The 21,351-nt window shown below is 74.0% G+C and carries 22 protein-coding genes; 18 read left to right on the top strand and 4 right to left on the bottom strand.

Annotation, left to right across the window (positions count from 1 at the left end):
* The first annotated feature begins 26 nt into the window (after positions 1 to 26).
* Genes JQX11_RS20650 through JQX11_RS20625 form a run of 6 tightly spaced genes read left to right on the top strand, consistent with a single transcriptional unit; the run spans position 27 to position 6,029 of the window.
* Positions 27 to 1,049 (top strand): ABC transporter ATP-binding protein, encoded by a 1,023-nt coding sequence (locus tag JQX11_RS20650; protein ID WP_204926604.1) that lies wholly within the window; start codon positions 27 to 29, stop codon positions 1,047 to 1,049.
* Positions 1,024 to 2,046: an ABC transporter ATP-binding protein gene (locus JQX11_RS20645; protein WP_204926603.1), complete on the top strand. Its 1,023-nt coding sequence runs from the start codon at positions 1,024 to 1,026 to the stop codon at positions 2,044 to 2,046. The genes JQX11_RS20650 and JQX11_RS20645 overlap by 26 nt, the downstream gene beginning before the upstream one ends.
* Entirely contained in the window at positions 2,043 to 3,008 is a 966-nt protein-coding gene (locus JQX11_RS20640) for an N-acetylglucosamine kinase (RefSeq protein WP_204926602.1), read from the top strand. Before JQX11_RS20645 ends, JQX11_RS20640 begins: the two co-directional genes overlap by 4 nt.
* The gene (locus JQX11_RS20635; RefSeq protein ID WP_204926601.1) at positions 3,005 to 3,688 is read left to right on the top strand and encodes an N-acetylmannosamine-6-phosphate 2-epimerase; all 684 of its coding nucleotides are present in this window, start codon (positions 3,005 to 3,007) and stop codon (positions 3,686 to 3,688) included. Before JQX11_RS20640 ends, JQX11_RS20635 begins: the two co-directional genes overlap by 4 nt.
* Complete coding sequence (locus tag JQX11_RS33140; protein WP_204926600.1) at positions 3,688 to 4,395, top strand: GntR family transcriptional regulator; 708 nt, start codon at positions 3,688 to 3,690, stop codon at positions 4,393 to 4,395. Before JQX11_RS20635 ends, JQX11_RS33140 begins: the two co-directional genes overlap by 1 nt.
* Positions 4,395 to 6,029, top strand: a complete 1,635-nt coding sequence (locus JQX11_RS20625; RefSeq protein WP_204926599.1) for an FAD-dependent oxidoreductase — start codon at positions 4,395 to 4,397, stop codon at positions 6,027 to 6,029. Before JQX11_RS33140 ends, JQX11_RS20625 begins: the two co-directional genes overlap by 1 nt.
* 31 nt (positions 6,030 to 6,060) lie before the next feature.
* On the opposite strand, the gene JQX11_RS20620 is transcribed toward JQX11_RS20625, so the two are convergent.
* Positions 6,061 to 6,501: a hypothetical protein gene (locus JQX11_RS20620; protein WP_204926598.1), complete on the bottom strand. Its 441-nt coding sequence runs from the start codon at positions 6,499 to 6,501 to the stop codon at positions 6,061 to 6,063.
* 262 nt (positions 6,502 to 6,763) lie between these two features.
* Positions 6,764 to 8,269: an endo-1,4-beta-xylanase gene (locus tag JQX11_RS20615; protein WP_307826277.1), complete on the bottom strand. Its 1,506-nt coding sequence runs from the start codon at positions 8,267 to 8,269 to the stop codon at positions 6,764 to 6,766.
* A 576-nt stretch (positions 8,270 to 8,845) separates the two neighbouring features.
* Between JQX11_RS20615 and JQX11_RS20610 the strand changes: the two genes are divergently transcribed.
* From JQX11_RS20610 to JQX11_RS20590, 5 genes are all read left to right on the top strand, one after another.
* Entirely contained in the window at positions 8,846 to 10,261 is a 1,416-nt protein-coding gene (locus JQX11_RS20610; protein WP_307826290.1) for an FAD-dependent monooxygenase, read from the top strand.
* A gap of 132 nt (positions 10,262 to 10,393) precedes the next feature.
* Positions 10,394 to 11,971 carry a phenylacetate--CoA ligase family protein gene (locus tag JQX11_RS20605; protein ID WP_204926596.1) on the top strand — a complete coding sequence of 526 codons (1,578 nt, stop codon included), beginning with the start codon at positions 10,394 to 10,396 and terminating at the stop codon, positions 11,969 to 11,971.
* 2 nt (positions 11,972 to 11,973) lie between these two features.
* Entirely contained in the window at positions 11,974 to 12,414 is a 441-nt protein-coding gene (locus tag JQX11_RS20600; RefSeq protein WP_204926595.1) for a DUF4188 domain-containing protein, read from the top strand.
* Entirely contained in the window at positions 12,411 to 13,499 is a 1,089-nt protein-coding gene (locus JQX11_RS20595) for a GNAT family N-acetyltransferase (RefSeq protein WP_204926594.1), read from the top strand. The genes JQX11_RS20600 and JQX11_RS20595 overlap by 4 nt, the downstream gene beginning before the upstream one ends.
* Positions 13,499 to 14,470 (top strand): nitroreductase family protein, encoded by a 972-nt coding sequence (locus JQX11_RS20590; protein WP_307826275.1) that lies wholly within the window; start codon positions 13,499 to 13,501, stop codon positions 14,468 to 14,470. The genes JQX11_RS20595 and JQX11_RS20590 overlap by 1 nt, the downstream gene beginning before the upstream one ends.
* A gap of 33 nt (positions 14,471 to 14,503) precedes the next feature.
* Here JQX11_RS20590 and JQX11_RS20585 read toward each other — a convergent pair whose 3' ends face one another.
* Positions 14,504 to 15,292 (bottom strand): class I SAM-dependent methyltransferase, encoded by a 789-nt coding sequence (locus JQX11_RS20585; protein WP_204926593.1) that lies wholly within the window; start codon positions 15,290 to 15,292, stop codon positions 14,504 to 14,506.
* A gap of 180 nt (positions 15,293 to 15,472) precedes the next feature.
* On the opposite strand from JQX11_RS20585, the gene JQX11_RS20580 reads away from it, so the two are divergent.
* From JQX11_RS20580 to JQX11_RS20565, 4 genes are read left to right on the top strand one after another with little or no spacing between them, the layout of a single operon-like run.
* A complete protein-coding gene (locus JQX11_RS20580; protein WP_204926592.1) occupies positions 15,473 to 16,516 on the top strand; it encodes a Rieske 2Fe-2S domain-containing protein in 1,044 nt (347 codons plus the stop codon).
* Positions 16,513 to 16,722, top strand: coding sequence for a hypothetical protein (locus tag JQX11_RS20575; protein ID WP_204926591.1), 210 nt, complete (start codon positions 16,513 to 16,515; stop codon positions 16,720 to 16,722). The genes JQX11_RS20580 and JQX11_RS20575 overlap by 4 nt, the downstream gene beginning before the upstream one ends.
* Positions 16,719 to 17,657: a PDR/VanB family oxidoreductase gene (locus JQX11_RS20570; RefSeq protein WP_204926590.1), complete on the top strand. Its 939-nt coding sequence runs from the start codon at positions 16,719 to 16,721 to the stop codon at positions 17,655 to 17,657. The genes JQX11_RS20575 and JQX11_RS20570 overlap by 4 nt, the downstream gene beginning before the upstream one ends.
* Before the next feature lie 30 nt (positions 17,658 to 17,687).
* Complete coding sequence (locus tag JQX11_RS20565) at positions 17,688 to 18,440, top strand: IclR family transcriptional regulator (RefSeq protein ID WP_204926589.1); 753 nt, start codon at positions 17,688 to 17,690, stop codon at positions 18,438 to 18,440.
* Positions 18,441 to 18,445: 5 nt separating this feature from the next.
* On the opposite strand, the gene JQX11_RS20560 is transcribed toward JQX11_RS20565, so the two are convergent.
* A complete protein-coding gene (locus JQX11_RS20560) occupies positions 18,446 to 18,910 on the bottom strand; it encodes a MarR family winged helix-turn-helix transcriptional regulator (protein WP_204926588.1) in 465 nt (154 codons plus the stop codon).
* An 82-nt stretch (positions 18,911 to 18,992) separates the two neighbouring features.
* Between JQX11_RS20560 and JQX11_RS20555 the strand changes: the two genes are divergently transcribed.
* From JQX11_RS20555 to JQX11_RS20545, 3 genes are all read left to right on the top strand, one after another.
* Complete coding sequence (locus JQX11_RS20555; RefSeq protein WP_204926587.1) at positions 18,993 to 19,919, top strand: SDR family oxidoreductase; 927 nt, start codon at positions 18,993 to 18,995, stop codon at positions 19,917 to 19,919.
* A gap of 79 nt (positions 19,920 to 19,998) precedes the next feature.
* Positions 19,999 to 20,901, top strand: coding sequence for an amidohydrolase family protein (locus tag JQX11_RS20550; protein WP_307826274.1), 903 nt, complete (start codon positions 19,999 to 20,001; stop codon positions 20,899 to 20,901).
* Positions 20,898 to 21,350 carry a MaoC family dehydratase gene (locus JQX11_RS20545; RefSeq protein WP_204926586.1) on the top strand — a complete coding sequence of 151 codons (453 nt, stop codon included), beginning with the start codon at positions 20,898 to 20,900 and terminating at the stop codon, positions 21,348 to 21,350. The genes JQX11_RS20550 and JQX11_RS20545 overlap by 4 nt, the downstream gene beginning before the upstream one ends.
* The last annotated feature ends 1 nt before the right edge of the window (position 21,351 follow it).

Raw genomic sequence — 21,351 nt, 5'->3', positions numbered from 1 at the left:
CCCGAGAACCGGACCCGGAGGACCCGATGGTCGCACCACCGCACACGTCCCACCCCCTGTTGACGGTCGACGATCTCGTCGTCTCGTTCGACGGCCCGCTCGGTGCCTACCGGGCGCTCAACGGTGTCTCGTTCTCCGTCGGCAGGGGCGAGACACTGGCGATCCTGGGGGAGTCCGGGTCCGGTAAGTCGGTCACCGTCCGCGCGGTGATGGCGCTGCTGCCCCGGCACAGCGCCACGATCGAACGCGGCACCATCCGCTACGACGGCGAGGAGATCTCCGCGCTGCCGGTACGGCGTACCCGCGAGTTGTCCGCCACCGAGATGGCGATGGTCTTCCAGGACTCGTTGACCGCGCTCAACCCGGTGGTCCGGGTCGGCCAGCAGATCGCCGAACTGTTCCGGGTCCGGCAGCGCACCTCCCGCCGGGAGGCCTGGCGGCGTGCCGTCGCCGGCCTGGACCGGGTCGGCATCCCGAACGCCGCCCGCCGGGCCCACGACTACCCCCACCAGTTCTCCGGCGGGATGCGCCAGCGGGTGGTGATCGCGATGGCCCTCGCCCTGGGGCCCCGGCTGCTCATCGCCGACGAGCCGACCACCGCGCTGGACGTGACCGTGCAGGCGCAGATCATGGACCTGCTGCGGGAACTGCGCGAGGCCGACGGGATGTCGATGATCCTCATCACCCACGACCTCGGGGTGGTCGCCGACGTGGCCGACCGGGTCGCCGTCATGTACGCCGGCACGGTCGTCGAGTCGGGGCCGCTGCGCACCGTGTACGACGCGCCGGCCCACCCGTACACCCGGGGGCTGATGGCCTCGGTCCCCGCCCCCGACCGCCCCGGCGAGCGGCTGACGCCGATCGAGGGGATGCCGCCGTCGCCACTGGCGACGCCGGCCGGCTGCCCGTTCCACCCCCGGTGCCCCGTCGCCCGCAGCGCCTGCCGCACCGACCGGCCCACCCTGCGCACCGTCGCCGCCGGCCACGAGGCGGCCTGCCACTACGCCGAGGAGGTGATGGCCGGTGTCGACGTCGCCGACGCGGCTTGAGGTCCGGCAGCTGCGGGTCAGCTATCCGACCCACGGCGGCCTGCTGCACCGGGGCGCGGCCGTGCACGCGGTGGAACGGCTCAGCCTGACCGTCGCCACCGGCCGCACCCTGGGCCTGGTCGGCGAGTCCGGCTGCGGCAAGTCCACCCTGGCCCGGACCATCGTCGGCCTGCGCCGCCCGACCGGCGGCGAGATCTGGTACGCCGGCGAACGGATCGACACCGCCGACGCGGCCCGCCGACGCCGGCTGACCGCCGAGATCCAGATGGTCTACCAGGACCCGTACTCGTCGTTGAACCCCCGCAAGAAGGTGTCCTTCATCGTCACCGAGGGCTGGCGGGTGCACCGCGGCCCCGTCCCCCGCGACCAGTGGCCGGCCCGCACCGCCGACCTGCTGGCCCGGGTCGGCCTCGCCGCCGAACTCGCCGACCGGTATCCGCACCAGTTGTCCGGCGGCCAACGCCAGCGCGTCGGCATCGCCCGCGCCCTGGCCATGTCGCCCCGGATCCTGGTCTGCGACGAGCCGGTCAGCGCGCTGGACGTGTCGGTCCAGGCGCAGACCCTCAACCTCCTCGCCGACCTGCGGGCCGACCTCGGGCTGGGCTACCTGTTCATCGCGCACGACCTGTCGGTGGTCCGGCACATCAGCGACGACCTCGCCGTGATGTACCTGGGCCGGATCGTGGAGACCGGACCCGCGGCGACGGTGTACGACACCCCGGCCCACCCGTACACCCGGGCGCTGATCTCGGCGGCCCCGGTGCCCCGTCCCTGGGCGACGCCGCCGGCCGAACGCATCCTGCTCACCGGCGAGGTGCCGTCCCCGGCCTCGCCGCCGTCCGGCTGCCGCTTCCGGACCCGGTGCCGACTCGCCCAGCCGCGCTGCGCCGAGGTCGAACCCGAACTGCGCACGGTCGCCGGACGCGAGGTCGCCTGCCACTACGCCGAGGCCAGCCTCGCCGACGCCTCGCCGTCGACCACGGCGGTGACCCGGTGAGCGGCAGCGACCCCGTCCGCGTCGGGGTCGACCTGGGCCAGGGCGGCTGCCGCGCGGTGGCCCGGCACGGCCGCTCGACCGGGCACGCCGAGACCCCGGGCTTCTGGGCCGGAGACGCCGGCACCCGGATCGTCGACGCGGTGGCCGGCGCGCTGGCCGACCTGGGCCCGCTGCCCGACCCTGACCCGGCGGTGCTGGTCGGGGTCGGCATGACCGGGCTCAACGGCCAACCACCGGCCACCGACGCCCTGCGGGCCGGGCTGCGTACCCTCGGTCGGCCCGGCCGGCTGCGGATCACCGACGACAGCGTGACCGCCTACCTCGGTGCGCTCGGCCCGGTCGCCGGCGCGGTCGTCACCGCCGGCACCGGCGCGGTGGTCCTCGCTGCCGACGCCGGCGGCCGGACCGCCCGCTCCGACGGCTGGGGTGCCGACCTCGGCGACCGGGGCTCGGGACACTGGATCGGCCGGACCGCGATCCGGCGCGCCCTGCGCGACCGGGACCGGGCCGCGCCCGGCCGACTCGCCGACGCGGTGACCGCCGCCTGGGGGCCGGTCGAGACGCTGCCGGCCCGCTGGCGGGCCGACCCACCGACCCCGGAACGGATCGCGGGCTTCGCCACCACGGTCGCCGACCTGGCCCGCGCCGGCGACGACGAGGCCGGACGGATCTGGCGTCGGGCCGGCGAACTGCTCGCCGAATCGGTGGCCGGGGCGCTGTTCCGGGCCGGCCTCGGCGCGGCCCCGGTGCCGGTCGCCGGCACCGGCGGGGTCTTCCGGGCCACCGACCTGCTCTGGCCGTCGTTCACCGCCGCGCTGCGCGCCGCGGCGCCCGCGGCGCAGCCGGTGCCGGCCGCCGGGGACCCGCTGGCCGGTGCGCTGGCCCTGGCCGACGCACCGCCCGGCCCGTTCGCCGCACTCATCGTCCAGACCGACTTCGACGCAAAGGCAGAACACCGATGAACGTGGCCGAAGCCATCCGTGGACGCCTGGTCGTGTCCTGCCAGGCCCAGGGCCAAAGCCCGTTCCGGGACACCGGACACATGATGGCGATGGCGGCGGCGGCCGTGCTCGGCGGCGCCGCCGGCCTGCGGGGGCAGGGCGTGGACCACGTGCGGGGCATGGTCGGCCTCGGGGTGCCGGTGGTCGGACTGGTCAAGCGGCACACCCCCGGCAGCCCGGTCTACATCACCCCGACCGAGGCCGACGTGGCCGCGCTGACCGGTGCCGGGGCGCAGATCGTCGCGGCCGACGCCACCGGCCGTCCCCGGCCCGGCGGGGAGAAGCTGTCCGACCTCGTCGCGGCGACCCATGCCGGCGGGGCGCTCTTCATGGCCGACGTGGACAGCGTGGACGCGGCCATGGCGGCCGTGGACGCCGGCGCGGACCTGGTCGGCACCACGCTGTCCGGATACGTCACCGGCCCCGTCCCCGACGGACCGGACATCGCCCTGGTGGGGAAGCTCAGTCGACATTGTCCGGTTCCGGTCATCGCCGAGGGGCGATACCGTACCCGTACCCAGGTCGCGGCGGCGTTCGACGAGGGCGCATGGGCAGTCGTCGTCGGCACCGCCATCTCGGACCCGGTCAACACCACGCGCAGGTTCGCGCAGGCCTGCCCGCATCCCCGGTTGGACTCGTGATGACCACCAAACTGAGCCAGATCCGTACCGAACTCCGGCACCGTGTCGCGGGCCTGCCGGCGCACTCGGCCCTGCCCCGCGAACGGGACCTCGCCGAGGAACTCGGCGTGAGCCGGACGACGCTGCGCCAGGCGCTGCGCGAACTGCTCGACGCCGGCCTGGTCTACACCATCCGGGGGCAGGGCACCTTCGTCTCCGACACCCGGATCGCCAAGGGCACCAGCCTCAGCGGGTTCACCGAGGACATGCTGGCCCGGGGCCTGCAGCCGAGCAGCAAGCTGATCGTCGCGGACGCGATGGTCGCCCGCGACGCGGACGCCTCCGAACTCGGACTGCCCGAGGGGTCGCTGCTCTACCGGGTGGAGCGGCTCCGGCTCGCCGACGGCGCACCGATGTGCCTCGAAGAGGTGCACCTGCCGGCCGACCTGTTCCCCGGGCTGCTCGTGGAGAACCTCGACAACGGGCTCTACGGGATCATGAAGGACCGCTACCACGTCCAGGTCACGGTGGCCCAGCAGATGATCGCCGCAGTCGTGCCCACCCGCCGGCAGTGCGACCTGCTGGAGATCCCGCCCTCGGCGGCGCTGCTGGAGGTCCGCCGGATCGGCTACGACGGACGCGGTCGGGCCGTCGAACGGGCGGTGTCGCTCTACCGGGGCGACCGTTACCACTTCTCCCTGACCGCACGACGAGGCGAGGCGGACTGATGCGTACCACCCCGACGGAGCAGCACACCGACGTCCTGGTGGTCGGCGGGGGTGTGGGCGGGATCGCCGCCGCGCTGGCCGCCTGCGAGGGCGGCGCCCGGGTCGTCGTGATCGAGCCGTACGGGTGGATCGGGGGACAGCTCACCTCGCAGGCGGTCCCGCCGGACGAACACCCGTGGATCGAGACGCACGGCTCGACGGCCAGCTACCGCCGGTTCCGGCAGGAGGTACGCGACCACTACCGGCGCTGGTATCCGCTGGCCGCCGACGGGTCCGACCGTCCACTCAACCCGGGCAACGGCTGGGTCAGTCCGCTGTGTCACGAGCCCCGGGTGGCGCTGGCCGTACTCCAGGCCATGATCGCCCCCTGGCGGGCGGCGGGGCGGCTCACCGTGCACACCCGGGCGCAGGTGCAACGGGCGCACACCGACGGGGACGAGGTGACCGCCCTGACCGTCCGGCTCGCCGACGGAACGCTGTGCCACCTCGGGGCCAGCCTCGTGCTGGAGGCGAGCGAGACCGGTGAGCTGCTGGCCCTGGCCGGCATCGAGCACCGCACCGGTACCGAGTCGCAGGCGCAGACCGGCGAACCGAGCGCCCCGGACCGGCCCGCGCCGCTGAACATGCAGGCGGCCACCGTCTGCTTCGCCCTCGAACACGTCGACGGCGACCACACGGTGGACCGGCCGGCCGACTACGACCACTGGCGCATCCGGACCGCACCCGGCTGGCCGGGCCCCCTGTTCAGCTGGAACTATCCCGATCCGCGCACCGGTCGCCCGGTCACCGGGCGGTTCACCCCCAACCCCCGCTCGACGGCGACGTCGATGGAGGAGGGCCTGGTCGCGCCCGAGTTGTGGACGTACCGGCGGATCCTCGACCGGCAGGCGTTCCGGCCCGGCCTGTTCTCAAGCGACGTGACGCTGGTCAACTGGCCGATGAACGACTATCTGGACGGGCCGCTGTTCGACGTGCCGGACGCCGGGCGGCACGTCCGGCGGGCCAGGGAGGCCAGTAACGCGTTCCTGTACTGGTTGCAGACCGAGGCGCCCCGCCCGGACGGTGGCACCGGTTTCCCCGGCCTGCGGTTGCGCCCCGACGTGACCGGCACCGCCGACGGCTTCGCGCAGGCGCCGTACATCAGGGAGGCCCGCCGGCTGGTGGCGGTGACCACGCCGGCCGAGCAGGACCTGTCGGTCGCGGTGCGCGGGGCCGCCGGTGCGGTCCACTATCCCGACACGGTCGGCACCGGTCACTACCGGATCGACCTGCACCCGACGACCGGCGGCGACGGCTACCTCGACGTGGCGGCGCACCCGTTCGAGATCCCGCTCGGGGCGTTGCTGCCCGAGCGGGTCACCAACGTGATCGCCGCCGGCAAGGCCGTGGGCACCACCCACATCACCAACGGCTGCTACCGGGTACACCCGGCCGAGTGGTCGATCGGGGAGGCCGCAGGTGCGCTGGCCGCCTACTGTCTGGACCGGCAGACGTCGCCGCACGGGGTCCGGGCCAGCCCGAAACTGCTGGAGGACTTCCAGTCCGAGCTGGCCCGGCGGGGGGTCGACCTGCGCTGGCCGGCGACCATGGCGGCGGTCGGGGGAGCGGTGGGAGGCGACGCCCTGCCGAGCTGACCCGACGTCCGGGGGAGTGGCGAGCCCGCCGTCAGCGACGACCGCTGGTCAGGGCGACGAGGTACTGCCCACCGCCCTCCTCGACGCTCGCGGTCACCGGCAGTCCGGGCACCAGCCGGGAGAACCGGTCGACCAGCCAGTCCGCCGCCTCCTGGGCGTCCCTGCGGCGCGGACAGCGGGCGACCACCTCACGGCCTGCCTTGCGGGAGAGCCGCTCGGCGACGGTGATCAGCGGCGCGGGCTCCACCACGTGCAGGTGATCCGGCCAGGCGACGACGACCTTGACCGCCCCCTTGCGGCTGTTGCAGGAGCGGTGCGCGAGCCGCTCCACGACCTTGGCCTTCCGGTCGGCGGTGCGGCTGTCGACACTGGGGCCACGCGCGTGGTTCACCGACATGTCGGCGTCGACCGGCTCGTCGCACACCCAGCATCGCCAGCCGTCGCGCTGCGCGACGTCATCGAGGAGACTCATCCGTGCAACCTAGCCTGCCGCCCCGGGTGACCGGACCGGCCGGCTGGTCACCCGGGCCGCCATGGCCGGAGCCCCGGACGGCGCACCGCTGCCCGCGCCGGTGGCGGCCGACGACCCGGGCCGCCCGGCACGACGTACGCGATCGGCGCGAGGACGACGCGGCGGGTGACCGCCGCGTCGTCCTCGCGCCGTCAGGACTCGGTGCCGGCCCCCTGCGCCTGTCCCGGGCGGACGGTCCGCGCCCGCCCGGGACAGGCGGTGCTCAGGAGGCGGTGCAGACCGGGGTCAGGCCGGTGGCGGACCCGGTGCCCTGGAACCCGAACTCGGTGGACTGGCCGGCGGCGACCGAGCCGTTGTAGTTGACGTTGCTGAACTGGACGCTGCCGCTGGTGCCGGTGCGGTTGGCGTTCCACACGCCGGTGATCGCGGCACCCGACGGCAGGGTGAGCTGGACGCTCCAGCCCTGGATCGGCGCGCTGCCGGCGGTGACCCGGACGGTGGCGACGAAGCCGCCGGTCCAGGAGTTCAACGACACCGTGGCCGTGCAGCCGGACGTCGGCGGCGGCGTGGTGGGCGGGGGAGTCGTCGGCGGCGGCGTGGTGGGCGGCGGGGTCGTCGGCGGGGGAGTCGTCGGCGGCGGCGTCGTGGGCGGCGGGGTGGTCGGCGGCGGCGTGGTGGTCGGCGGGGTGGTGGTCCGGCCCTTGTTCAGCTCGTCGAGGACGGCGTAGTACGCGGCCTTCTTCTGGTAGTTGCCGTTGCCGCCGGTGAACAGCAGGCCCCGCTCGGAGGAACGCCACGACTCGCTGTCGGAGATGCCCCAGACGGTGATGCCGGTGCACTTAGCGACGTTCAGGCAGGCCCGGACGACCTTGCGGTAGTTGTCCGCCTGGCCGGCGCCGATGTCGTTGTTGCTCAGGTCGTCGTCGATGTCGACCTCGGACAGGTGCACCTCGACGCCGAGGTCGGCGAAGCGCTGGATGTTGGCCTGCAGGTCGTTGCTGATGATGCTGTTCGGGTTGTCGTTGAAGTGCGACTGGAACCCGACGCAGTCGATGTACTGGCGGTAGGTCCGCACGATGTCGTACAGCGCGTTGGCCTTGCGGTTCGGGCCACCGCCCTGGACGGTCAGCCCCTCGACGTCGTAGTCGTTGATGCAGAGCTTGGTGGTGTAGCCACCGGCCTGCACGACCTGCTTGGCCCGGATGAACGAGTCCCGGATGACGTCGGTGTCCCCGGCGTCGAAGAAGTCGCCGTCGCCGTTGGCGTCCCGGTTCATGGTGTGCGGCCACTGGTTACGGCGGCGGCCGGTGTTGTTGTCCTCCAGCGCCTCGTTGACCACGTCCCAGTAGGCGATCTTGCTGCCCCAGCGGTTGATGGCGTTGCCGATGAAGTTGTTCAGCGTGGCCTGGCTGGCCCCCTGCAGCGCGCCGGCCTGCGAGTGCCACACCAGGGTGTGTCCCCGGACCAGCATGCCGTTGCTCTGCGCGTGGTTGACCAGCTGGTCCGCGCCGCTGGTGTTCTGCAGCCCACCGCTCGACGTGGCGATCCGGTCGGGCTTCATGTCGTTCTCGGGGGTCAGCTGGCCGAATTCCTGACCGAGGATCGGGTAGAGCCGGTTCGGTGAGGACGCGGTGCCGAAGAACAGCCCGGCCTTGGCCGCCGCGGCCCGCAGCGTGGTCTCGGCGGCGACGGCCGGGGTGCCGGACTGGACCGCCACCGCGCCGCCGACCAGCAACAACACCGCTGCCGGCAAGGCCGTTCTGCTCACTATCCTGCGTCGCCTCAGGCTGCTGCCCACGGACCCTCCTCGCTACATGACGTCAATAATTGATGCATGTGTATGCCCATCGAAGGGTCAGTATCGATAGCGGTCGACCGCACTGTCAACAACTTTCGGAAATGTTCCGGAAACCTCGCCGGGTGGGCTGAGCTGGTGGAAGTCGGATTCGCGCAGGTGGACGCGCCGGGACGCGGAGTGGTCGGCCGGATGACACACGGTTGCCGGCGCCGGCCGGCGGGCGGAAGCCGAAACATTCGAAATTCGGGGCCGGACGGCCGAAAAAGGCGCTGGACAGGCCGCCGGCCGGTGGATAGATTGCCGCTGCCCGTGACACAGCCCGAGGAGGTGAGACCCATGAACGCCGTACCCACGTGGGTGCTCCCCCTGCCCGTCGCGGTCGGGCGACCGACGTAACCGTCGCCCGGGAGCGCCCCACCCACCAGGCACTCCCGAAAGGCGCTTCCCGTGCACCAGTCGCCGCTCGCCCCCACCCCGCCCACCGCAACGGTCGGGTCCACACCGGATTTCCCGGCCCCTGCCGGCCGGCCACCCCACGACACCGACGTGATCATCGTCGGCTGCGGCCCGACCGGCGCGATGCTCGCCGCCGAACTACGCCTGCACGACGTGCGGGTCCTCGTCCTGGAAAGGGAGACCGAACCCACCTCGCTGGTGCGGATCGTCGGCCTGCACGTCCGCACCATCGAACTGATGGCGATGCGCGGACTGCTCGACCGTCTGCACGAACACGGCCGGCGACGACCCGCCGCCGGCTTCTTCGCCGCTATCGCCGCGCCCCCGCCCCCCGGACTGGACACCGCCCACCCCTACCTGCTGGGCATCCCGCAGCCGGTCGTCGTGCGGCTGCTCGAAGAGCACGCGACCGGCATCGGGGCGCAGATCCGCCACGGCACGCCAGTGGTGGGCCTCGACCAGGACGACGCGGGGGTGGGCGTCACGCTGGCCGACGGGCACCGGCTACAGGCCCGCTACCTCGTCGGCTGCGACGGCGGCCGCAGCACCGTGCGCAAGCTGCTCGGCGTCGCCTTCCCCGGCGAACCCGCGCGGACCGAGACACTGATGGGCGAGATGGCGGTCGGCAGGTCGCCCGAGGAGATCGCGGCCACCCTGGCCGGGCTCGGGCAGGTCGACAGACGCTTCAGCCTGACCCCCTTCGGCGACGGCGCCTGCCGCGTCGTGGTCCCCGCCGCCGGGGTCACCGACCGGGCCGTACCGCCCACCATCGACGACGTCCGGCAGCGGTTACGCGCCGTCACCGGCACCGACTTCGGGGTGCACTCCCCACGCTGGCTGTCCCGCTTCGGCGACGCCACCCGACTGGCCGACGCGTACCGGGTGGGGCGGGTGCTGCTGGCCGGCGACGCGGCGCACATCCATCCGCCCATCGGTGGGCAGGGCCTCAACCTCGGCGTGCAGGACGCGGTCAACCTCGGTTGGAAACTGGCCGCCCAGGTGCGGGGCTGGGCACCGGCCACCCTGCTGGACACCTACCAGGACGAACGCCGTCCGGTCGCCGCCGACGTGCTGGACAACACCCGCGCCCAGACGGAACTGCTCTCCGACGGACCGGGCGCGCAGGCCGTACGTCGGCTGTTCACCGAACTGGTGGCCTTCGACGCGGTGAACCGCCACCTGACCGAGAAGATCACCGCGATCGGCGTCCGCTACGACCTCGGCCCGGGACCCGACCTGCTCGGCCGGCGGCTGCGTGACCTCGACCTGCGTCAGGGTCGCCTCTACGACCGGCTGCGCCACGGCCGGGGCCTGCTGCTGGACCGCACCGGCCGGCTCGGCGTCGCCGGCTGGACCGACCGGGTCGACCACCTCACCGACCCCACGGCGGACCTGGACGCCCCGTGCGTCCTGCTGCGCCCCGACGGTCACGTCGCCTGGCTCGGCGACGACCAGAGCGACCTGGACGGCCAGCTGACCCGCTGGTTCGGCCGGCCCACCGGCTGACCCCGGCCGGCCCGCTCGTGCCGGGAACACCCGGCACGAGCGGGCCGGGGCGGTCGACCGAGTAGGAATACTCAGGTACCCACCGCATCCGGCCTCAGGACCCGGCGCGCCGGCCCGGACAGAGTGGTCGGCATGGCCGAGCTACCGCACCGACCCGTCGCCCTGCGTACCGTCGAATCGCCGTTGCCGGCCGTGGTGGCGCACGGCCGGCAGGTCGGCCTGGGGGCCCTCGGCCGCGCGGTGGCCGCGCTGGGCCGGCTCGCCGCCCGGCACCCCGCCGGCTGGCGCTGGACGGCCCGGCGGCACCACCCGGCACTGGACGCGCTGGCCGCCGCGCACGCCCGCGCGGTGTGCGCGCGGGCCGCCCGGCAGGTCCCCGCCTACCGCGCCTTCCTGCAGGCCCGCCCGGCCGGCGTGCGCCGCCGGCTCACCGACTTTCCCGAGACCGACAAGCGCAGCTACGTGCTGGCCCACGACGCCACCGCCCGGTGCCGGCACGGCCGGCTGCCCACCCGGGGGGTCATCGTCGACGAGTCCGCCGGCTCGGCCGGGCAGCCGTTCAACTGGCCGCGCGGCGAACGCGAACTGCACGCCGTGCACCGGGACATCGCCGGCTACACCGGACTGGTCTTCCCGATGCGCCGACCGTTCGTCATCAACGCCTACTCGATGGGGGCCTGGGCGACCGGGACGACCACCGGCGCGGCGATGGCCCGGATCGCGGTGGTGAAGAACACCGGCCCCGACCTCGGGAAGATCATCGACACCCTGCGGGAGTTCGGCCCCGACTTCGACTACCTGGTGACCGCCTACCCGCCGTTCCTCAAGCACCTGCGCGACCGGCTCGACGCCGAGGGCTTCCCCTGGTCGCGGTACCGCGTCGCGGCCAGCTGCGGCGGGGAGGCGATGACCGAGGCGCTACGCGACTACCTGGAGCAACGCTTCACCCGCGTCCGGTCGGCGTACGGGGCGTCGGACCTGAGCATCGGCATCGGCGCGGAGACCCGGTTCACGGTGTGGCTGCGCCGCCGCCTGCAGACCGACCGGGGGCTGCGCGACGCCCTGCTCGGCACGGACGAGCAACGGCTGCCGATGGTGTTCCAGTACAACCCGTTCGCCACCTACCTGGAGACCAACGAGCGACGGGAACTGCTCTGCACGGTCACCGGGGACGTGCTCCAGCCCCGGCTGCGGTACAACGTCGGGGACGAGGCGCAGCTCGTGTCGTACCAGCGGGCCGTCGAGCTGGTCTGCGCCGACCCGGTACGCCGGGCCGAACTGCGTCCCGCGCTCGCGGCCGAGCGGATGACGCTGCCGCTGCTGCTGCTCTTCGGCCGCAGCGACTCCACCATCTCCTACCTCGGCGCGAACCTCTACCCGCAGGACGTCGAGTACGGCCTCTACGTCGGCAACCCGTACGCCGCCGAGATCAGCCGGTTCTGCCTTGCCCTGGTCGAGGACGCGACGCTGGAGAGCCGGCCGGTGATCCACCTCGAACTGCGCCGCCCGCTGGCCGCCCCGCAACGCACCGCGCTCGCCGACGCGTGCCGCCTCGGCGTCCGCCGCCACCTGACCTCGGTCTCCCGCGACTTCGCCCAGTCCCTGGTGGAGGACGCCACCGCCGGCGACCTGCGGGTCGAGCTGCACGAGCCCGGCACCGGCCCGTTCGCCGGGCAACAGAAGATCAAGAACAGCTACCTGGTGAGGTGACCATGCGTACCCGTGACTTCTCCCGTGCCCCCGCGCAGGCCCGCGCCGGCGCCATGTTCATCGGCGGCACCCGCTACACCAACCCGCTGGTGCTGCTGCGGCTCGCCCCGTCCTGGTTCCGGATGCTGCGCGACATGCGCCGGATGAACGGCTACTGCTGGCACACCGTCTACTGGCAGTTCCCGCTGACGCTGGGCACCATCGCGTTCTTCACCGACCGCGACGCGATGCTGCGCTTCGCCCGCACCCGGCACCACCGCCGGCTGATGGTCTGGCTGACCGACGGCACCCGCAACGCCACCGCCGGCTTCATCCGGCTCTACACCGCAAGCCCCGACGGCTACTCCAACGGCACCTGGCGGGCCGAGGGCCCCCAGATGGGGCACATCGACACCTTCACCCCGCTGGGCGCGGAGACGACCGGGCCGGCGGTACGCCGGTGAGCCCCGCCCGGCACCGGTTCACCCGGGTCACCGACCGGCGCGGCCTGCGGCAGTTCCTCGCCTTCGGCGACCGGCTCTACGCCGGCGAACCCCGCCACGTGCCCACCCCCCGCCAGCAGATCCGCCGCTGGTGGCGCGACGGCGTGCCGCTGTACCTGCTGCGCGACGCCGCCGGCACGGTCGTCGGCCGGACCACCCTGCACACCGACGCGGACTTCGACGCCAAGCTCGGCCGCCGGTGCCAGCTCTTCGGGCTCACCGAGTTCACCGAGCCGGCGGCGCAGCCGCTGTTCGACGCGATCGCCGCGCACGCCGGCACCGACCGGGACCTGCTGTTCGGCCCGGTGGCGCTGCTACCCAACCAGGCCGGTGGCGTGATCACCTCCGGGTACGCCGAGCGGGGCTTCGTCGACAGCGCCTGGAATCCGCCGTGGTACCCGACCGCCTACGAGGCGTACGGGTTCGTCCGCCGGTTCGAGGCCGACACCTGGATCTGCCCCGTGCCCGCCCCACCGGAGCCCCTCCCGCCGGTGCACGTCGACCCGGACGGCGCCCGGATCGCGCTGCACCGGGGCGACGTCCGCCACCTCGACGACCAGCTCGACCTCCTGCGCGGGATGCTCAACGCCTCCTTCGCCCAGCTCGGCTACTACACGCCGATCTCCGCCGCGCAGCTACGGCGGCAGACCGACGGGCTGGCGTACCTGCTGGACGAGTCGCTGCTGCTCTACCTGACCCGTAACGGCGAGCCGGTCGCGTTCGTGCTCTGCGTACCCGACATCAGCGAGTTCCTGATCGCCGTCCGGGGCGACCTGCACCTGCTCAACCAGGCCCGGTTGCTGGCCGCCCGCCGCCGCTACCGTCGGGAGGCGGTGCTGATCGTCAAGGGGGTGCTCCCGCAGTACCAGGGGCGCGGCTACCAGCGGCTGCTCTCCACCCACCTGCACCGCAACCTGTACACCGGCGGTTACACCACACTGCGCAGCACCTACGTCGAGCGGGACAACGTCGCCTCGGCCGCCCAGTACCGCCGCCTCGGCGGTCGACCGCTGCACGGGTACACCTTCTACGCGAAGGAGCGCTAGTGGACCTGGACCACGACGCGTTCCGCGCCCTCGAACCGTGGTGCTGGCGCGCCCCGAGCGCGCACAACACCCAACCGTGGCGGCTGCGCTACGAGCCCGACGCGATCCGGATCGGCTGGGACCCCGCCCACACCCTGCCCGTCGGCGACCCCACCGGCCGGGACCTGCGGCTGTCCCTCGGCGCGTTCGTCGAAACGTGCCTGATCGTCGCGGCCGACGCCGGGCTGCGGCTGGAGTACGTCGCCGACCACGACGAACACCACAGGTGGGTGGGGTTGCTGCGGCCCGCCCCGGACCGCTACCCGACGCCGTTCTGCACCACCGACGTGTGGGAGCGCCGGACCCACCGGGGCACCCTCGCCGGGACGGTGGACGCCGACACCCGCGCCGCGCTGGACGCGGTCGCCCGCCCGGCCGGCGGCAGCGTACGGGCCGTGCCGGACGCCGGCCGGCTCGGCACGCTGCTACGCACCGCCGACCGCCGGCAGTACGCCGACCCGGCCGTCGTCGCGGAACTGCGGCACTGGCTGCGGTTGGACCCGGCACACCCGGGCTACCACGCCGACGGACTGACCGACAGGTGCCTCGCCCTGTCGCGCCCCGCCGCCGTCGGCCTGCGCGCGGCGCTGGCCGGGTACCCGGTGCTGCGCCCGCTCGGCCTGCCGCGACTGCTCGCCGCCGCCGCTGGCGACCCCCTCGCCCAGGGCGGCACCGTGCTGGTCCTGATCGCCCCCGACCACCTCGACCACCCCGGCCAGGTCGCGTTCGGACGGGTGCTGCTGCGGGCCTGGCTGACCCTGCACACGGCGGGCCTGGCCGCCCACCCGCTGAGCCAGCTCATCGACGTCCCCACCACCCGGACGGCGCTCGGTGCGCTGCTCGACGTCGCGCCGCAGCGCCTGCTGCACGTCACCCGGGTGGGCCGGCCCACCCGCCCCGCCCCCCGCTCGGCCCGCCGGGTCCGGGCCTGACCGGCCCGGGTCGGCGGCGGCGCAACGACGGGGTCAGGCCGGACGGTGCGGGGCGCGACCGCTGATCTGCACGAAGGGGAAGCCGTTGACGACCACCCGGGGGTCGTCGAGGGCGGCCATCGTCGCGGTGAGGTCGGCGTCGGTCGCCCCGTGGGCCAGCAGGGCGGCCCGTAGCTGGGGAATGCCGGCCCGCAGCAGGCGGCAGCCCGGGCCGCCGCCCCGCCACCGGTGTGCCGTGGTGTGCGACCGCACGTCGGTCAGCCCCGCGTCGGCGAAGACGGCGGGGGCCCGCTGCGCCCACCCCGTGTCCAGTCCCCGGGCGGTCAGCGTCGCCACGTGGGCGGCCAGGTAACGGATCAGCAGGTCGGCGGTTGCCGCGTCGGGCGCGTCGGCGACGAAGTCGGCGGGTGGGTGGGCGAACTCGCCGATGAGCAGCGCGCCACCGGGCCGCAGCGCGGCGACCATCCGCCGCAGCGCCTCCTCCCGACGGGGCAGGTGGCCCAGGACCAGCCGGGCGTGCACCAGGTCGAAGGTGCCAGGCGGTTGGTCGGTGACGATGTCCTCGCGGCGCACGACGAGGCCGGGCCGGGCCGGGATGTGCTGCGGGGCGATGTCCGTGGCGACCACCTCGGCGGCCCGGTCGGCCAGCCAGTGGGCGATGCTGCCGGCCCCGGCGGCCACCTCCAGGCAGCGCCGGCCGGTCAGCTCGCCGAGTTCGGTGAGGGCGGCCCGGGTCGGTTCGTCCAACAGGTCCGCCAGCGCGTCGTGGTGGGCGGTTGCCTGGGCGCTGGCGTTGTCGAAGGAGTAGCCCTGCGTGTCCACCCGACCATCGTGCCGCACGGTCCGCAGCCGCGATGCCCCGCTCGGACGGCGCCCGACGCGTTCCCGGCCGGCGGTGCCGCCACCCCGTCTTCCACTCAACGGAAGGCATGGTCCCGGGCGGCGGCCCCGGACGCGATGATTCGTCTCCGTCGATGGTCAGCCCGCGAGGAGGTCGTGCGGATGGAGTTCGCCCGGGACCAGTGGTACGTGGCGGCCCACGGCGTCGAGGTCGGCCGGGACCTGCTCGCCCGTACCGTGCTCGGTGAGCCGTTGGTGCTGTACCGCACCGGCGCGGGGGAGGCGGTGGCGCTCGCCGACCGGTGCGTGCACCGGCGTTTCCCGCTGTCGCAGAGCCGCCTCGACGGCGACACCGTCGTCTGCGGCTACCACGGCTTCACCTACGACCCCACCGGCACCTGCGTCTTCGTCCCCGGGCAGCAGCGGATTCCGCGTACCGCGCGGGTCGCGGCGTACCCGGTGGTGGAGCAGGACTCCTTCGTCTGGGTGTGGATCGGTGACCGGGACCGGGCCGACCCGGCCACGATTCCCCGCGCGCCGTGGCTGGCCGACCCCCGGTACGCGGTGGTTCGTGGCATGGCCCCGCTGGAGGCCCGCTACGGCCTGCTGGTGGACAACCTGATGGATCTGTCCCACGAGACCTACCTGCACGGCGGCTACATCGGCACCCCCGAGGTGGCGGACACCCCGATCACCACCGAGGTGGACGAGGACCGGGGCGTGGTGCACGTCAGCCGGCACATGGACGACGCCGAGTGCCCGCCGTTCTACGCCCGCTCGACCGGCATCCAGGGCCGGATCACCCGCTGGCAGGACATCGAGTACCACCCGCCCTGCCTCTACCTGCTGCACAGCCGGATCGCCCCGCAGGGGGTCTATCCACCCGCCGAGGGCGAGGACAGCGCCGCCTTCCACGCCGAGATCGTCTACGCGATCACCCCGTCGACCGCGCACAGCACGTACGACTTCTGGGCGGTGGCCCGGGACTTCGCGGTCGACGACGAGTCGGTCAGCGAGTACCTGCACCAGAGCAACCACACCGTGGTGATGCAGGACGTCGCGGCGTTGAACGTCCTGGAGCGGGTGATCGCCGCCGAACCGGAGCGGTACCAGGAGCTGAGCATCAACATCGACACCGGTGGGCTGGCCGCCCGGCGGCTGCTGGCCCGGCTCGTCGGGTCGGGGACGGTGGGAGCGCCCCGGTGACCCCCGCGGTCGACGGCGGCCGGGTCTACCGGGTCCACTGGGTGCCGGGTACCGACACCCTGCGCGGCATCTGCCACTGCGGCGCGCAGCGGCTCGCCGAGGAGCCGGTCGCGTTGTGGCAGTGGCTGCTCGACCATCCGCGCGGCCACCACGTCCCGAGCGTGCCGGCGGCCGACCCGACCGGCCGGCAGGCGGTGCCGGCGTGACCGGAACGGACCTGGTGGTGGTCGCCCGGGAGCCGGTGGCCGCCGGGGTCGTCGAGTTCGGCCTGGCCCGCCCCGACGGCGCGGCGCTGCCCGGGTGGGCGCCGGGCGCGCACGTCGACCTGGAGCTGGGCCCCGGTCTGCTGCGGCAGTACTCCCTCTGTGGTGACCCCGCCGACCGGTCCGTCCTGCGGATCGCGGTGCAGCGGGAGGCGGCGGGGCGCGGCGGCTCCCGGGCTGCGCACGAGCGGCTCACCGTCGGCGGCACCGTCCGGGTGCACGGCCCCCGCAACACGTTCCCGCTGGTCGCCGCCCGGCGGTACCGCTTCGTCGCCGGTGGCATCGGGATCACCCCGATCGTGGCGATGGTCGCCGCCGCCGACGCCGCGGGCGCGGACTGGCACCTGGCGTACGGCGGACGCACCCGCGCCGCGATGGCGTACGCCACCGGGCTGCGTGACCGGTACGGCGACCGGGTCGGCCTGTACCCGCAGGACGAGACGGGGCTGCTCGACCTGGCCGGGCTGCTGGCCGGCCCCGGCGACGGCCTGGTCTACTGCTGCGGCCCGGAGTCGCTGGTGCGGGCGGTGGAGGCACACTGCCGGGACTGGCCGCCCGGCGGGCTGCACGTCGAGCGGTTCGCCCCCCGGGAGGACACCGCCGGGCCGGACACGGCGATCGAGGTGGAACTCGCGCTGTCCGGGCGGACGGTGACCGTGCCGCCGGGGGTGCCGATCCTGCGGGCGGTGGAGGAGGCCGGGGTGCCGGTCCTGTCGTCCTGCCGGGAGGGCACCTGCGGCACCTGCGAGACCCCGGTGCTGGCCGGGGTGCCGGAGCACCGCGACAGCCTGCTGTCCGACCAGGACCGCGCCGCCGGGGACACCATGCTGATCTGTGTCTCGCGGGCCCGTACCCCCCGGCTCGTCCTGGAGCTGTGACCGGCCGGCGCGGGCGGGGAGGATGGTGGGATGCGCGGGCAGCCGGGTCGGACGGTGACCAGCCGGGTGCTGGCGCTGCTCGACGCGTTCAGCCCGGCCAGCCCGGCCCTGACGCTCAGTGAGCTGGCCCGCCGGGCCGGGCTGCCGCTGTCCACCGTGCACCGGCGGGTGGCGGAACTGCTGGCCTGGGGTGCGTTGGAGCGCGGCGGGGACGGGCGGTACCGGATCGGCCTGCGGCTGTGGGAGGTGGGTTCGCTCGCGCCCCGGGGACTGGGATTGCGCGAGGTGGCCCTGCCGGTGATGGAGGACCTGTACGAGGTGACGCACGAGAACGTGCAGCTCGCCGTCCGGCAGGGGCTCGAACTGGTCTTCATCGAACGGATAGCCGGCCGGCAGGCGGTGCCGGTGCGTACCCGGGTGGGCGGCCGGTTCGCGCTGCACGCCACCGGGGTCGGGCTGGTGCTGCTCGCCCACGCTCCGGCCGAGGTGCAGGAACGGGTGCTGGCCGCGCCGCTGGAGCGCTACACCGCGTTGACCGTCACCGATCCGGGGCGGTTGCGCCGTCAGCTGGCCGAGGTGCGCCGGGTCGGGTACGCGGTCAGCGACCGGCAGGTCACCATGGACGCCCTGTCGGTGGCCGCGCCGATCCGGGCCCCGGAGGGGGTGGTGGCGGCGTTGTCGCTGGTGGTCGCCCACGACCGGGCTGACCCGGTGGCGCTGGCCCCGCTGGTGCAGGCGGCGGGCCGGGTGCTGTCCCGGGCCATGGGCAGCACGCCCCGGTGAGGGGATCAGTCGGGGAAGGCCAGCAGCCGCAGCAGCCGGGCCAGCCGGGCCTGGTCCTGCGCCGGCACGACGGACAGCGAGTCGATCCCCACGGCGCGGACGGCGTCGCGGGCGCGGGCGAACAGGTCCCGGCCGGCGTCGGTGGCGACGAGGACGTTAGCCCGCCGGTCGGCGGGGTCGGCGTGCCGCTCGACGAGGTGACGCTGTTCCAGCCCGTCGACGAGGGCGACGACCTGGCTCGGGTCGAGCCGCAGGAACTCGGCGAGTTCGCGCTGGGTCGGGCGGACGTCGTCGGCGGCCAGCGCGAGCACCGAGTAGGAGCGGGCCTTCAGGCCGTGGGTGGACAGGGCGGCGTTCGCCGCGGCGAGGGCGAGCGCGTTGGCGCGGGCCAGCAGGAAGCTCAGGTCACCGGCGAGCGCGCTGTCCCGCAGCCGGTCGCTGCCGGTCGACCGGGTCCGTTCGGCGGGCATGGCGACGATGGTAGCAAGCTTCCTGAATAATTGACATTCTCAACGGTCCGTGCTCAGATCGCATCGACGGAAGGGAGTGCCCATGTCACTGGACGGCAAAGTCGCCATCGTCACCGGCTCCGGGCGCGGCCTCGGCCTGGCCTACGCCCAGGAGTTGGCGCGGCGGGGCGCCCACGTCGTGGTCAACGACATCGACGCCGACGTCACGGCCGAGGCGGTGGCCACGATCGAGGCGTCCGGCGGGCGGGCCGTCGGGGTGACCGCGCCGGTGGGCCCGACCGGGACCGCCCAGGAACTGGTCGACACCGCCCTGGCCACGTTCGGTCGGCTCGACGCCCTGGTCACCAACGCCGGAGTCCTGCGCGACACCGTGCTGTGGAAGATGAGCGACGACGACTTCGACACCGTCGTCACCGTGCACCTGCGCGGCACCTTCACCACCGTGCGCGAGGCGGTACGGCACATGCGGCAGGCCGGCGAGGGCGGCCGGATCATCTGCATCGGCTCGCCCACCGGCCAGCGGGGCACCTTCGGCCAGACCAACTACGCGGCGGCCAAGGCGGGCATCGTCGGCATGGTCCGCACCTGGGCGCTGGAGCTGAAGCGGGCGGGCATCACCGCCAACACCGTCGTCCCGGTCGCCGCGACCGCGATGACCGCCACCGTCCCCTACTTCGCCGCCGCCGTACGCGCCGAGGCCGACGGTGAGCCGATGCCCGCGTTCTTCCGGCACGACCTCGGCTTCGGCACCGTCGACGACGTGGCCGGCCTGGTCGCCTTCCTCGCCTCCGACGCGGCGGCCAAGGTCACCGGACAGGTGATCGGCGTCGGCGGCGACCGCCTGCAGATCTGGACCCACCCGGAGGCGGCGCTGACCGCCTACCGCGAGGGCGGCTGGACCTACGACGCGCTGGTGGAGGCCTGGCCGACGACGTTCGACGGGGCCGCGCAGAGCGTCGGCGAACGCTTCCCCGAACTGCCCGCCCAGTTCCAGCCGGCGAGCCCCTGACCCGGCCGACCGTCACTGGACCGACGAGACCGTCCGCCCGCCCCGCCGGACCGGACCCGCCCGACGGAGGCTGCCGCCCGTGTACCGACCCGCGATCGACCTCGACGCCGTCACCGCGATCGACATGCACGTGCACATCGAGGTCGACGACCACGGCCACGCCTCGCTGCCCGAACCTCTGGTGGCCGCCGTGTCGAAGTACTTCCGCACCGACGGGCCCCGCCCCGCCGTCGACGCGGTGGCCCGGTACTACCGCGAGCGGCAGATGGCCGCCGTCGTCTTCACCGTCGACGCGGGCACCCAGCTGCGGCACCCGCCGCTGTCCAGCGCCGAGATCGCCCGCGCCGCCGCCGAGCACGCCGACGTGCTGATCCCCTTCGGGTCGGTCGACCCGCGCACCGGCGCGGCGGCCCTCGACCTCGCCACCCGGCTGATCGAGCAGGAGGGGGTACGCGGGTTCAAGTTCCACCCCACCGTGCAGGGCTTCGACCCCGGCCACGAGGCGTACGCCCCGCTGTGGGCCCTGATCGAACGGGCCGGCCTCCCGGCGATCTTCCACACCGGACAGACCGGCATCGGCGCGGGCCTGCCCGGCGGGTACGGTCTGCGGCTCGGGCTGTCCAACCCGATGCTGCTCGACCCGGTCGCCGCCGACTTCCCCGACCTGCAGATCGTCATGGCCCACCCGTCGGTGCCCTGGCAGGACGAGGCGCTGTCGGTGGCCACCCACAAACCCAACACCTGGATCGACCTGTCCGGCTGGAGCCCGAAGTACTTCCCGGCCGCGCTGGTGCGCCACGCCAACTCGGTGCTGAGGCACCGGGTGCTGTTCGGCACCGACTACCCGCTGCTGACCCCCGACCGGTGGCTGCGGGACGTGGCGGCCACCGACCTCAAGCCCGACGTGCTCCCGGGCATCCTCAAGGACAACGCGGCCCGGCTGCTGGGCCTCGCCCCACCCGTACGAGAGGAGTCGCCATGACGACGACCATCACCTACGACCAGCTCGCCGACCTCGCCGGCACGGACCTGGGGCACACCGGCTACCGGACGGTCACCCAGGACCAGGTGAACCTGTTCGCCGACGCCACCGACGACCACCAGTGGATCCACGTCGACCCGCAGCGGGCGGCGGGCGGCCCGTTCGGCGCGCCGATCGCCCACGGCTTCCTCACCCTGTCGCTGGCGGTGCCGTTCTGGACCGAGCTGCTGGAGGTCAAGGGCGTGTCGACCAAGGTGAACTACGGCCTCGACCGGGTGCGCTTCCCCGCCCCGGTCGTGGTCGGCGCGCGGGTGCGGATGAGGGCCACCGTCGTCGAGGTGACCGAGGTGCGGGGCGGCTACCAGCTCACCGTCGACCAGACCATCGAGATCGAGGGCGGCACCAAGCCGGCGGTGGTCGCCCGGGGGCTGTACCGCTTCCACGCCTGAG

The organism is Micromonospora humida (assembly GCF_016901255.1).
GTDB lineage: Bacteria > Actinomycetota > Actinomycetes > Mycobacteriales > Micromonosporaceae > Micromonospora > Micromonospora wenchangensis.
The sequence above is the reverse complement of the archived record's forward strand: the minus strand, read 5'-3'. Positions and strand labels throughout refer to the sequence as shown.